Here is a 13,026-nt window from a genome sequence, read left to right on the forward strand (position 1 = left end):
GCGCTCAGATTTCGAGACGCTTGAGCATCTCGCGGGTGACCAGCGTCACGCCGGCCTCGGTGCGCTCGAAGCGTGCTGCGTCGGCGGCCGGGTCTTCGCCGATGACCATGTCGTCGGGGATCGTGCAGCCGCGGTCGATCACCACTTTTTTAAGGCGCGCCCCGCGTCCGATCTCTACGTCGGGCAGCAGCACGGCCTCGGTGATGTCACAGAACGAATGAATACGCACACCCGAGAACAGCACCGAATTGCTGACGGAGGAGCCCGAAACGATGCAACCGCCCGACACGATGGTGTTGAAGGTCATGCCGTTCTTGCCGTCGCGGTCAAGAACGAACTTGGCCGGCGGCAGTTGCCTCTGGTAGGTCCAGATGGGCCAGTCGGTGTCATAGATGTCGAGCTCGGGGGTGATGGAGGCCAGATCGAGGTTGGCCGCCCAGAATGCATCAATCGTGCCCACGTCACGCCAGTAAGCCTTAGCGCCGGGTCCGCGTGGCCCGCGCGTTACGCACGACATGCCGAACGGATGCGCGAGTGCGCGCCCTTCGGCCACCGCCCGGGGAATGATGTCCTTGCCGAAGTCGTGATCCGAATCCGGATCGAGGTTGTCTTCTTCGAGCAGTTGGTAGAGGTACTGCGAGTCGAACACGTAGATGCCCATGCTGGCCAGCGCGACGTCCGGGTTGCCGGGCATCGCGGGCGGGTCCGCAGGCTTTTCGAGGAATGCGGTGATGGCGCGGTCTTCATTGATCGCCATCACGCCGAAAGCCGTGGCCTCCATGCGCGGTACTTCGATGCAGCCGACGGTGCAGCCCAGGCCGCGCTCGGCATGGTCCTTGACCATGATCGAATAGTCCATCTTGTAGATGTGATCACCGGCCAGGACCACCACGTAGTCGTGCTTCGTCGACCGGGTCTGGAGGATGTCGAGGTTCTGGAACACCGCGTCGGCCGTGCCGCGATACCAGTGCTCGTCACCCACGCGCTGCTGCGCAGGCAGCACATCGACCATCTCGTTGAGTTCGGCCCGCAAGAAGCTCCAGCCGCGTTGCAAGTGGCGCATCAGCGAATGCGACTTGTATTGCGTGACCACCGCCATCCGCCGGATACCGGAGTTAAGGCAATTCGATAGCGCGAAATCGATGATTCGGAACTTGCCGCCGAAGTACACGGCCGGCTTGGCGCGCCGGTCGGTGAGCTGCTTCAGCCGCGAGCCGCGGCCTCCGGCAAGCACGAGGGCGATGGTGCGGCGCACGAGCTGATGCGCCTCGAGAGTGACTGGCGTGGGTTGGTCCATGGTGTGTCTCCGTCTGTCTTTGTTGGTTCGTTCGTCTGCAGTTCTTGTCCAGATCCTTGCCTCGATTCCAGCCTAGCACCGGCACGCGCGCATGGCTCCTACGTTCTTGCAATCCACAGACTCGCAGGTGCCACACGGACGCTTGCCGGCAACGGCTGCGATGCGACGGATTCGTCTTGCGCCGGGTCGGTAGCGAGGCAGCCACGCCAGGTGCCCTCGGGCAACCGGAAGTCGACGGGCGCGGCGCCTGAATTCACCAGCACGAGCCGCATCCCTTCGCCGGCGGCGGCACCCGGGAGTGGATCGAACCGGATTGCAAGGGCCGTGCCTTGCCAGTCTGCAGCTGTCATTGGTTGGGCATCCGGGCGCAGCCAATGGACACCCGCAGAAGCGGCATCGCCGGCAAGCCACCAATGCGCGTTGCGCAGCGCCGGCGACTCGCGGCGCAAGGCCGTGAGCCGCGCGATGAAGGGCGCAAGCGACGCATCGGCTGCGGCCCAGTCGAGCCAGGTCAGCTCGCTGTCCTGGCAGTAGGCGTTGTTGTTGCCTTGTTGCGTGTGGCCGAGGTCGTCGCCGGCCAGCAGCATGGGCGTGCCTTGCGAGAGCAGCAGTGTTGCCAGCAATACCCGCTGCAGGCGCGTGCGTTCGGCCCTCACGGCCAAGTCGTCGCTCGGCCCTTCGACACCGCAGTTGCGGCTCATGTTGTGGCTCGTGCCGTCGCGGTTGCTCTCGCCATTGGCGAGGTTGTGGCGCTCGTCGTAGCTGACCACGTCGCGCAGCGTGAAGCCGTCGTGCGCCGTCACGAAGTTCACGCTCGCGGTCGGTGCCCGCGCGTCGTGGCGAAACTGCTCGCTCGATGCGGTGAAACGGTGCGCGAAGTCACCGAGGCCCGCGCTGCCGTCGCGACCCTGTCGTACCCAGAAGCCGCGCTGGGTGTCGCGGTAACGGTCGTTCCATTCGAGCCAGCCGGAAGGAAAGGCGCCGAGCTGGTAGCCACCGGGTCCGATGTCCCAAGGCTCGGCGATCAGCAGCACACGCGACAAGACAGGGTCTTGCGCTACCGCGGCGAAAAAGGGCGCCCGCCGGTCGAAACCGGTCACCGCATCGCGGCCGAGCACCGGCGCCAGATCGAACCGAAAGCCATCGACTCCGAACTCGGTGACCCAGTAGCGCAGGCTGTCCATCACGAGCTGCACGACGCGGGGTTCGTCGAGCTTCAGGCAGTTGCCGCAGCCGGTCCAGTTCTCGTAGAGCGCGCGATCGTCCGGGCGCAGGTGGTAGTACAGCGCGTTGTCGATGCCGCGCATCGACAGCGTCGGGCCAAGTTCATCGGTTTCGGCGCTGTGGTTGTAGACCACGTCGATCACCAGTTCCATGCCGCGCGCATGCACCGCGTCGGACATCGCGCGGAACTCGCTCGCCGGCGTGGTGCCGACCTGGCCGCTCCAGTAACGCAGCTCCGGTGCGAACCAGCCGATGGTGTTGTAGCCCCAGTAGTTACTGAGCCCCATGCCGAGCAGCCGCTGCTCGTCGGCACGGTGCTGCACCGGCATCAGGCTCAGCGTGGTGACGCCGAGTCGCTGCAGGTGATCGAGCACCGCCGGCTGCGCCAGTCCCGCGTAGCTGCCGCGCAGCGCTTCGGGCACGGAGGGGTGCAGCCGCGTATGGCCGCGGACGTGCGCTTCGTAAAGCACGCGTTCGCTGGCCGCAATGCGGGCGCGACCGGCTGGCGCGGTAGGCAGCGGCGCTGCCACGCAGGCTTTGAGTGCCACCGATGCGTTGTCGCGGCGATCAGGCTGCGTCGCGTCTCTGGCATCGTGGCCAGCGAAGATTTCTTCACCACCGTAGCGACCGTTGATGGCGCGCGCGTAGGGGTCGAGCAACACCTTGGCCGGATTGAAGCGGTGCCCATCTCTGGGCGACCACGGGCCGTGCACCCGGTAGCCGTAGATCAAGCCCGCCCGGCCGCTCGAGAGCTGCCCGTGCCATACGCCATCGGTGCAGGCGGGCAGCGCGAGACGCTGTTGCTCGTGCTTGCCGGAGCTGTCGAACAGGCACAACTCGACCTTGGTCGCGTTAGGCGCGACGAGGGCGAAGTTGACGCCTTGTGGGCTTGGCGTGGCGCCCAGGGGGTAGGGGTGGCCTGTGTTCATCGTGCTGTCTTCATCTTGTCGTGTCGGTTCAAACCAGCACCCACATCAACGTCCCCAGCGGCGGCACATCCACGGCGACCGAATGCTCCTTGCCATGCCAGCGCACCAGGTCGCTCCAGACCGTACCGTTGCCGACACCGCTGCCGCCGTACGCCGTGCTGTCGGTGTTCAGGATTTCGCGATAGGCGCCGGCGACGGGCACGCCGAGGCGATAGCCACGTCGCACTACCGGCGTGAAGTTGCACACCACGATGACGAAGGTGCCATCGCGGGCGCGGCGGATAAAGGCGAAGACCGACTGGTCGGCGTCGTCGTGCACGATCCATTCGAAGCCCGGCCCTTCGTTGTCGAGTTCGTGCAGTGCGGGAAAGTGCCGGTACACGTTGTTGAGATCGCGCACCAGGCGCTGCACCCCTTGATGCGGCGCGCGGTCGAGCAGGTGCCAGTCGAGGCTCTGGTTGGCGTTCCACTCGGCGATCTGTGCGAATTCGCTGCCCATGAAGAGCAGCTTCTTGCCGGGGTACGCCCAGAGGTAGCCGTAGAGGTTGCGCAGGCCAGCGAACTTCTGCCATTCGTCGCCCGGCATGCGGCCGATCATCGAGCCCTTGCCGTGCACCACTTCGTCGTGCGACAGCGGCAGCACGAAATTCTCGGAGTGCGCGTACATCAGGCCGAACGTGATCTTCTGATGGTGGTGCTTTCGGTGCAGCGAGTCGGTGCCGGCATAGGCCAGCGTGTCGTTCATCCAGCCCATGTTCCATTTGTAGTGGAAGCCGAGCCCGCCGCTGTGGCCGTCTTCGGAGGGCGGACGTGTCACACCGGGGAAGCTCGTCGACTCTTCGGCGATCGTCACTGCGCCCGGCCGCTCGACACCGACTACGCGGTTCATGCGGCGCAGGAACTCGATGGCTTCGAGGTTCTCGCGACCGCCGTGAGCATTCGGCACCCACTGACCCGGCTCGCGGCTGTAGTCGCGATACAGCATCGACGCCACCGCATCGACGCGCAGACCATCGACACCGTAGCGTTCCAGCCAATACAACGCGTTGCCGACCAGGTAGTTGCGAACCTCGGGGCGCGCGTAATTGAAGATCAGCGTCTTCCAGTCGTTGTGGAAGCCCTCTCGCGGGTCGGCGTACTCGTACAGGGGCGTGCCGTCGAAATTGCCAAGGCCGTGCGCGTCCGTCGGAAAGTGCGCTGGCACCCAGTCGAGGATGACGCCGAGCCCCGCTTCGTGCGCGGCTGCCACCAGAAAGCGAAAGTCCTCCGGCGTGCCGAAGCGCGACGTCGGCGCATACAGGCCGACCGGCTGATAGCCCCACGAGCCATCGAACGGATGCTCGCTGACGGGCAGCAATTCGAGGTGCGTGAAACCCAGGTCGCGTGCATACGGCACCAGCGTTTCGGCCAGTTCGCGGTAGTTGAGCCACTCACCGTGGTTCCGACGCCATGAGCCCAGATGCACTTCATAGATGCTGATGGGCGCATCACGCTGGTTGGCTTCGGCGCGGCCTTTTGGCATCGGCACTGCAGCAGGCAGCGGCCGCACCACGCAGGCCGTATGCGGGCGCAACTGCGCAGAGAACGCAAACGGATCGGCCTTGCGCTGCACCGTGCCATCGGCGAAGAGCAGCTCGAACTGGTAGTTGTCGCCCGCCATCAGGTGCGGCGCGAACATTTCCCAGACACCGCACTCGCGTCTGAGCCGCATCATGTGACGGCGTGCATCCCACTGGTTGAAGTCGCCCACCACCGATACGCGGCGCGCGTGCGGCGCCCACACCGCAAAAGCGACGCCGCGCACGCCGTCGACCTCCCGCAAGTGCGCACCGAGCTGCTCGTAAGGCCGCAGATGCGTGCCTTCGGCCAGCAGCCAGACATCGGTCTCGCCCAGCACGGGGCCAAAACGGTAGGGGTCGTCGAGCTCCGATGTGTGACCACCCCAGTCGACCTGAAAGAGGTAGCCGAGTCGGGCCGGCGCAGCGGGCACCAGCGCCGAAAAAAGATCGGTATCGCCATGCCGGGCCAGCACCGCGAGCGGGTCGCCCGAGCGCGCGTGCACGGCCGTCACCGAGCGGGCGCCGGGCAGCAGTGCCCGGATCGTGAGGCCGGCGCTGGTTTCGTGCGGGCCGAGCACCGCGAACGGGTCGCCGTGTTCGGCGCGCATCAGCGCGTTGATTTCTGAATCGGGCAGCAGGGCCATCGGTCAGCGGGCTTCCCAAAAGACACCGGACAGCGCGCGGGTCGCGTTTTGCGCGGGGTCGAATTCATTGTGGCACGCGAAAACGGGGCTGGCCGCATGGCGGAGGCGCCAACGTGCTGCCACCCGCGATAATCCGCCTTCCCCCGGCCGCCCGGTGCCGGGCTCCTGCCGAATTGCCATGAACCCCAGCTACAAACCCAGCGACGTCGAGTCGGCCGCCCAGGCCCAGTGGACCGCTGCCGACGCCTACCGCGTCATCGAAGACGCAAAGCGGAAGAAATACTACGCCTGCTCCATGCTGCCCTACCCGAGCGGCAAGCTGCACATGGGCCATGTGCGCAACTACACCATCAACGACATGCTGGTGCGCTACCTGCGCATGTGCGGCTACAACGTGTTGATGCCGATGGGCTGGGACGCTTTCGGCCTGCCCGCGGAAAACGCCGCCATCAAGAACGGTGTGCCGCCAGCCAGGTGGACCCACGAAAACATCGACTACATGCGCAGGCAGCTGCAGGCGATGGGGCTGGCGATCGACTGGAGCCGCGAGATCGCCACCTGCGACCCGAGCTATTACAAGTGGAACCAGTGGCTCTTCCTGAAGATGCTCGAAAAAGGCATCGCTTATCGCAAGACCCAGGTCGTCAACTGGGACCCGGTCGACCAGACCGTGCTGGCCAATGAACAGGTGATCGACGGCAAGGGCTGGCGCACCGGTGCGACCGTCGAAAAGCGTGAAATCCCCGGCTACTACCTGAAGATCAGCGCTTACGCGCCTGAGCTGCTCGAGCACACCCAACACAAGCTGCCGGGCTGGCCCGAGCGCGTGAAGACGATGCAGGAGAACTGGATCGGTAAGAGCGAAGGCGTGCGCTTCGCCTTCCCTCACGACATCGAGGATGGCAGCGGCCAATTGATCCAGGACGGCCGCATGTACGTCTTCACGACGCGCGCCGACACCATCATGGGCGTGACCTTCTGCGCCGTCGCGCCGGAGCATCCGCTGGCGCTGCACGCCGCCAAGACGAATCCGAAAGTCGCTGCCTTCATCGAGGAAGTCAAGGGCGGTGGCACCACCGAGGCCGAACTCGCGACGCAGGAGAAGAAGGGCGTCGACACCGGCATGGTCGTGATGCACCCGATCACCGACGAGCCGATCCCGGTGTGGGTCGGCAACTACGTGCTGATCGGTTACGGCGATGGCGCGGTGATGGGCGTGCCGGCACATGACGAGCGCGATTTCGCCTTTGCCAACAAATACGGCATCGAGATCATCCAGGTGGTGCTGGTCGACGACGAGCCGCACTTCGACTATCACAAGTGGCAGGACTGGTACGCCGACAAGCAGCGCGGCGTGACCATCAATTCCGACAACTTCAGCGGCATGCCGTTCAAGGAGGCGGCGGCTGCGGTGGCGCATGCGCTGCAGCACAAAGGCCTGGGTGAACTGCAGACGACATGGCGGCTGCGTGACTGGGGCGTGAGCCGCCAGCGCTATTGGGGCACGCCGATCCCCATCATCCACTGCGACGAGCACGGCGCGGTGCCGGTGCCCGAGAAGGATCTGCCAGTCATTTTGCCGACTGACTGCGTGCCCGACGGCTCCGGCAACCCGCTGATCAAGCACGAAGGTTTCCACGCCGGCGTCGTTTGCCCCGTGTGCGGCAAGCCTGCTCGGCGCGAGACCGACACGATGGACACCTTCGTGGATTCATCCTGGTACTTCATGCGCTATTGCGACCCCAAGAACGACCAGGCGATGGTCGGCGAAGGCGCGCAGTACTGGATGCCGATGGACCAGTACATCGGCGGCATCGAACATGCCATCCTGCATTTGCTCTACGCCCGCTTCTGGACCAAGGTCATGCGCGACCTGGGCCTGGTGACCATTGACGAGCCCTTCGCCAAGCTGCTGACGCAGGGCATGGTGCTCAACCACATTTACTACCACCGCGACGACAAGGGCGGCAAGCACTACCACCCGCCGCTCGAAGTGACGCCGACGCTCGATGCCGCGGGCCGCATCGTCGGCGGCACGGTGGCCGGTGGTCGCAAGGTCGAATACGGCGGTGTCGGCAAGATGGGTAAGAGCGAGCGCAACGGCGTCGACCCGCAAGACCTGATCGAGAAGTACGGCGCCGACACGGCACGGCTGTACACGATGTTCACCGCGCCGCCCGAGGCCACGCTGGAGTGGAACGACGCGGCGGTCGAAGGCAGTTCGCGCTTCTTGCGGCGCGTGTGGAATTTCGGCGTCGCGCTGGCTGCATCGGCTGCAGGCAAGGGCGCTGCCCCCACCTTCGGCAAGAGCGCGCAGTTGCTGCGTCGCGAGGTGCACAGCGTATTGCGTCAGGTCGACTACGACTACCAGCGCATGCAGTACAACACGGTAGTGTCGGGCGCGATGAAGCTCCTGAACGCACTGGACGCCTTCAAGCCCGACGGCAGCGCCGGTGACTCCGCGGCGGTGCGTGAAGGCTTCGGCATCCTGCTGCGTTGCCTGTATCCGGCAACGCCGCACATCACGCACCAGCTCTGGCTGGCGCTCGGTTACGACCAGCAATTCGGCGACTTGCTCGATGCGCCGTGGCCGGCCGTCGACGTAGCGGCACTGGCGCAAGACGAGGTCGAATTGATGTTGCAGATCAACGGCAAGCTGCGTGGCGCGGTGAGTGTGCCGACGGGTGCGTCGAAGCAGGAGATCGAGAAGATCGTGCTGGCCAGCGAAGCCTTCGCGACCCACGCGCAGGGCGCGGTGCCGAAGCGCGTCATCGTGGTGCCGGGTCGGCTGGTCAACGTCGTGCTCTGACGTGGTGGAATGAAACGCATGAAATCCTCTTCTTCAATGTCGCGCCGTTGCGTGCTTGCCGTGTCGGCGATGACGCTCGGCGGCACCATCGCAATCTCCGGGCTGGCCGGTTGCGGCTTCGAGCTGCGCAAGCCGCCGGTGTTCGCTTTCAAGACCATAGCGGTGCGAGGCACTTCCGCCACCGTGAATCTGCTGCGCCGTAACTTGCGCGCGACCGGCACGCTCACTGTGGTCGAGATCGGCAAGGCCGGTGAGCCGGTGGTGGCCGATGCCATCCTCGAAGTGGTCAGCGAAGACCGCACGCGGGTCGTGCTGTCGACCAATGCCGCCGGTGAAGTGCGCGAACTCGATCTGGTACTGAACTTCAAGTTCAAGCTCTCCACGCCGGCTGGCAAGGAACTGTTGCCGACCACCACTATCGAGCAACGGCGCGACCTGACCTACAACGAGACCAATGCCATCGCCAAGGAGAGCGAGGCCGACTTGCTGTACCGCGACATGCAGAACGACATCGCCCAGCAGACCGTGCGCCGGCTCGGCGCCGTCAAGCAGCTCTGATAGAGCAGCTCCGAAAGTCACGTCCCCATGCAGCTCTCCGCGGCACAACTCGCCGGGCACCTGAAGCAGGCGCTGCGGCCGCTTTACACAGTGCACGGCGACGAGCCGTTGCTCGCACAGGAGGCCGCCGATGCCATCCGCGCCACCGCCCGTGAGCAGGGCTACACCGAGCGCAGCTCGTACACCGCCTCCGGCGCGCACTTCGACTGGAGTGCCGTGCTCGCGGCAGGCGGTTCATTGAGCCTGTTCGCCGACAAGCAGATCGTCGAGATCCGCGTGCCGTCGGGCAAGCCGGGCAAAGACGGCAGCGCCGCGCTGCAGCAGATCGCAGAGGCGGCGCGTGGCAACGACAGCACGCTGACGCTGGTGCTGCTGCCCAAGCTCGACAAGGCGACGCGCACCGGTGCCTGGTTCTCGGCGCTGGAAAACCATGGCGTGAGTTTGCAGGTCGATCCTGTCGAGCGCGGCGCGCTGCCGCAGTGGATCGCGCAGCGTCTGGCGACGCAGAGCCAGCGCGTGAAGGCAGGCGAAGAAGGCCAGCGCACGCTGCAGTTTTTTGCCGATCGGGTCGAGGGCAACCTGCTCGCCGCCCACCAGGAAATTCAGAAATTGGCGTTGCTGTATCCCGCCGGCGAGCTGAGTTGGGAGCAGGTCGAAGGCGCGGTTAACAACGTTGCGCGCTACGACGTGTTCAAGCTGTCCGAGGCGGTGCTGGCGGGCCATCTGCAGCGCGTGGCGCGCATGCTCGACGGCCTCAGGGCCGAAGGCGAGGCCGAGGTGCTGGTGCACTACGCGCTGGCCGAAGACATCCGCGCGCTAAAGCGCGTCAAGGACGCGATGGCTGCGGGTCGACCGCTACCGATGGCGCTGCGCGAAAACCGCATCTGGGGCGCGCGCGAGCGGGCGTTTGAGCGCGTGTTGCCGCGCATCGACGATCGCGCGCTGGCCCGCATGCTGCGCGCTGCGCACATCGTCGACGGCATCGTCAAAGGGCTGAAGCAGCCGGATTGGCCGGCCAGTGGCTGGCAGGCTTTGCAGCGGCTGGCGTTCATGCTGTGCCGCAGCTGCGCGGCATGATTCGCGGTCTGGGTCGCGGCCTTCTGATCTGACCGATCAAATCAGATCGGTCCAGCGTCGCAAGGCGTTATAGAGCGTGGGCGAGCGACTGGGTTCCGAGGCGCGGCAAAATAGGGCGATGAACGCGTTCTATGTCCACGAGCACATGCAAGCCCTCGGTTTGCAGGCAAAAACAGCGTCGGCCGTCATGGCTCGCGCCGATGCCGCCACCAAGATAAAAGCGTTGAAGGCGCTGGCCCGGCGCTTGCGCGAGGCCGGTCCGGCGTTGGAGATCGCCAATCGGCAAGACCTGGAGCGCGCCACGGCTGCCGGTCTGTCAGAACCGATGATCGACCGGCTCAAGCTCACGCCCAAGGTGATCGCCACCGTCGCCGAGGGCTGTGAGCAACTTGCCGCGATGCCCGATGTCATCGGCGAAATCATCGGCATGAAGCAGCAGCCCAGCGGCATCCGCGTTGGTCAGATGCGCGTGCCGCTCGGCGTGTTCGGGATGATCTACGAGAGTCGGCCCAACGTGACGATCGAGGCGGCCAGCCTCGCCATCAAGAGCGGCAATGCGGCGATCCTGCGTGGTGGCTCCGAGGCGATCGAATCGAACAAGGCGCTGGCACAACTGGTGAGCGACGCGCTGGCCGAGGCCGGCCTGCCGCGCGAAGCGGTGCAGCTGGTGCAAACCACCGACCGTGAAGCTGTCGGCCAGTTGATCGCGATGCCCCAGTTTGTCGATGTGATCATTCCGCGTGGCGGCAAGGGGCTGATCGAGCGCATCAGCCGCGACGCCAAGGTGCCCGTTATCAAACACCTCGACGGCAATTGCCATGTGTATGTCGACAGCACCGCCGAGCTGCCGATGGCGTTGGCCATCGTCGACAACGCCAAGACGCAGAAGTACAGCCCGTGTAACGCGGCGGAGGGGCTGCTTGTGGCCGAGAGCGTGGCGGCGACCTTCTTGCCGATGATCGGGGCCGTGTTCGCGGCCAAGGGTGTCGAGATGCGCTGCGATCCCAAGGCTGCGCGCATCCTGCGGGGCGAGGGTGCGGTCGAAGCAGGTTCGTTGGTGGTCGATGCCGTCGAGTCCGACTGGTCCGAGGAATATCTGGCAGCCGTCATCAGCATCAAGGTGGTGAGCGATGTCGACGAAGCGATCGCGCACATCAACCACTATTCGAGCCACCATACCGATGCCATCGTCACGCGCGACCACGTCAATGCGCAGCGATTTTTGCGCGAGGTCGATTCGGCCAGCGTGATCGTCAATGCCAGCACGCGCTTTGCAGATGGCTTCGAGTTTGGCCTCGGTGCCGAAATCGGCATCAGCACCGACAAGTTTCACGCACGCGGCCCGGTGGGGATCGAGGGTCTGACGTCGTTGAAATACGTTGTGCTGGGCCAGGGCGAGACCAGAAGCTGATCGGCGTGCGGGCGAGGGCGGTCGACGGCAACGTCGGGCGTGCCGATTTGCGCACGGCGGGTTGTCATCCAGCGGTCAGGCCCCAAATCTTACAATCCCGATACTGCTTTCTTGCACAAAGCGCCAACAACAACAAGGCCGCCGCATGGTCCCGCATCTCGTCACCGCCCTGAACGGCCCGATCAACGAACTTGAGCAACGCGTGCTCGACTCGATGTCTGCCATCGAGCGCTGGTTCCGGCTCGAATGGATGGAGCACACGCCGCCGTTCTATACCTCGGTCGATGTTCGCAACGCCGGCTTCAAGCTGGCGCCGGTCGATACCAACCTGTTTCCGGGGGGCTGGAACAACCTCACCAAAGAGATGCTGCCGCTGGCAGTGCAGGCCGCACAGGCAGCCATCGAAAAGATCTGTCCGGAAGCACGCAACCTGCTGGTCATTCCGGAAAATCACTCGCGCAACACGTTCTACCTGGCCAACGTGCTCCAGCTTGTGCACATTTTCAAGATGGCCGGGCTCAATGTGCGGGTCGGCTCGATCGATCCGGCGATCAAGTCGCCCAAGAAGATCGAACTGCCCAATGGCGAGAGCATTTGCCTGGAGCCGGTGGTGCGCACCAAGCGCCGGCTGGGTCTCAAAAACTTCGATCCCTGCACCATCCTGCTGAACAACGACCTTGCTGCAGGAACGCCGGGCATCCTGGAAGACCTGCACGAGCAATACCTGTTGCCGCCATTGCATGCCGGTTGGTCGGTGCGCCGCAAGAGCAACCATGCGCACAGCTACGAAGAGCTCACCAAGCGCTTCGGCAAACTGCTCGGCATCGACCCCTGGCTGATCAATCCGATGACATCCAAGGCCGATGGCGTCAATTTTGCGGAGGGTATGGGGACCGATGTGCTCACGAGCCACGTCGACGCCATGCTCACCAAGGTGCGCCGCAAGTACAAGGAGTACGGCATTAACGAGAAGCCGTTCGTCATCGTCAAGGCCGACAACGGCAACCACGGCATGGGCGTGATGACGGTGCGCGATGTGAAGGAGCTCGAAGCCCTCGACAAGAAGACTCGAGGCAAGATGAGCAGCGCCCGCAGCGGGCTGGAGGTCAACGAAGTGATCGTGCAGGAGGGCGTGCTGACCAACGAGCGGGTACACAACGGCGTGGCCGAGCCAGTCGTCTACATGATGGACCGCTACGTGGTCGGCGGCTTCTACCGGGTGCACGCCGAACGCAGTTCCGACGAAAGCCTCAACTCGCCGGGTTCGAGCTTTGTGCCACTGGCGTTCTCGGAGAGCGCCCACATGCCCCAGCCCGGCGCCAAGCCGGGTGCCAGCGCGCCCAACCGCTTCTACATGTACGGCGTGATCGGTCGATTGGCGATGGTGGCGGCCAGCTACGAACTGGAAGCAACCAACCCTGACGCCGAAGTCTACGAATAAGGGCGGGCGGGGAGCACAATCCGTCTCCTACCAATTGAGCGACGACCGTCCGGGAGGGCGGCCACGTTGCAGTGACG

8 protein-coding genes are annotated in these 13,026 nt (G+C 64.8%); 5 read left to right on the forward strand and 3 right to left on the reverse strand.

The features are described from left to right. Positions 1-4 precede the first annotated feature (4 nt). From glgC to glgB, 3 genes are all read right to left on the reverse strand, one after another. Positions 5-1,297, reverse strand: a complete 1,293-nt coding sequence (gene glgC / locus RCH10_RS02500; protein WP_409051133.1) for a glucose-1-phosphate adenylyltransferase — start codon at positions 1,295-1,297, stop codon at positions 5-7. Positions 1,298-1,395: 98 nt separating this feature from the next. Further along, positions 1,396-3,450, reverse strand: a complete 2,055-nt coding sequence (gene glgX, locus RCH10_RS02505; RefSeq protein WP_409051134.1) for a glycogen debranching protein GlgX — start codon at positions 3,448-3,450, stop codon at positions 1,396-1,398. A gap of 28 nt (positions 3,451-3,478) precedes the next feature. Next, positions 3,479-5,653 (reverse strand): 1,4-alpha-glucan branching protein GlgB, encoded by a 2,175-nt coding sequence (gene glgB / locus RCH10_RS02510; RefSeq protein ID WP_409051135.1) that lies wholly within the window; start codon positions 5,651-5,653, stop codon positions 3,479-3,481. Between the two features lie 178 nt (positions 5,654-5,831). Here glgB and leuS point away from each other — a divergent pair, with 178 nt between their 5' ends. The 5 genes from leuS to gshA all read left to right on the forward strand — a co-directional run bounded on the left by leuS (position 5,832) and on the right by gshA (position 12,949). Then, positions 5,832-8,462: a leucine--tRNA ligase gene (leuS, locus tag RCH10_RS02515; protein WP_409051136.1), complete on the forward strand. Its 2,631-nt coding sequence runs from the start codon at positions 5,832-5,834 to the stop codon at positions 8,460-8,462. An 18-nt stretch (positions 8,463-8,480) separates the two neighbouring features. Beyond that, positions 8,481-9,020 (forward strand): LPS assembly lipoprotein LptE, encoded by a 540-nt coding sequence (gene lptE, locus RCH10_RS02520; RefSeq protein ID WP_409051137.1) that lies wholly within the window; start codon positions 8,481-8,483, stop codon positions 9,018-9,020. 27 nt (positions 9,021-9,047) lie between these two features. Next, positions 9,048-10,097, forward strand: a complete 1,050-nt coding sequence (gene holA, locus RCH10_RS02525; protein ID WP_409051138.1) for a DNA polymerase III subunit delta — start codon at positions 9,048-9,050, stop codon at positions 10,095-10,097. 118 nt (positions 10,098-10,215) lie between these two features. After that, positions 10,216-11,508 (forward strand): glutamate-5-semialdehyde dehydrogenase, encoded by a 1,293-nt coding sequence (locus RCH10_RS02530; protein WP_409051139.1) that lies wholly within the window; start codon positions 10,216-10,218, stop codon positions 11,506-11,508. A 145-nt stretch (positions 11,509-11,653) separates the two neighbouring features. Then, positions 11,654-12,949, forward strand: coding sequence for a glutamate--cysteine ligase (gene gshA / locus RCH10_RS02535; protein ID WP_409051140.1), 1,296 nt, complete (start codon positions 11,654-11,656; stop codon positions 12,947-12,949). Positions 12,950-13,026 lie beyond the last annotated feature (77 nt).

The organism is Variovorax sp. GrIS 2.14 (assembly GCF_046115955.1).
Taxonomy (GTDB): Bacteria; Pseudomonadota; Gammaproteobacteria; order Burkholderiales; family Burkholderiaceae_C; genus Variovorax.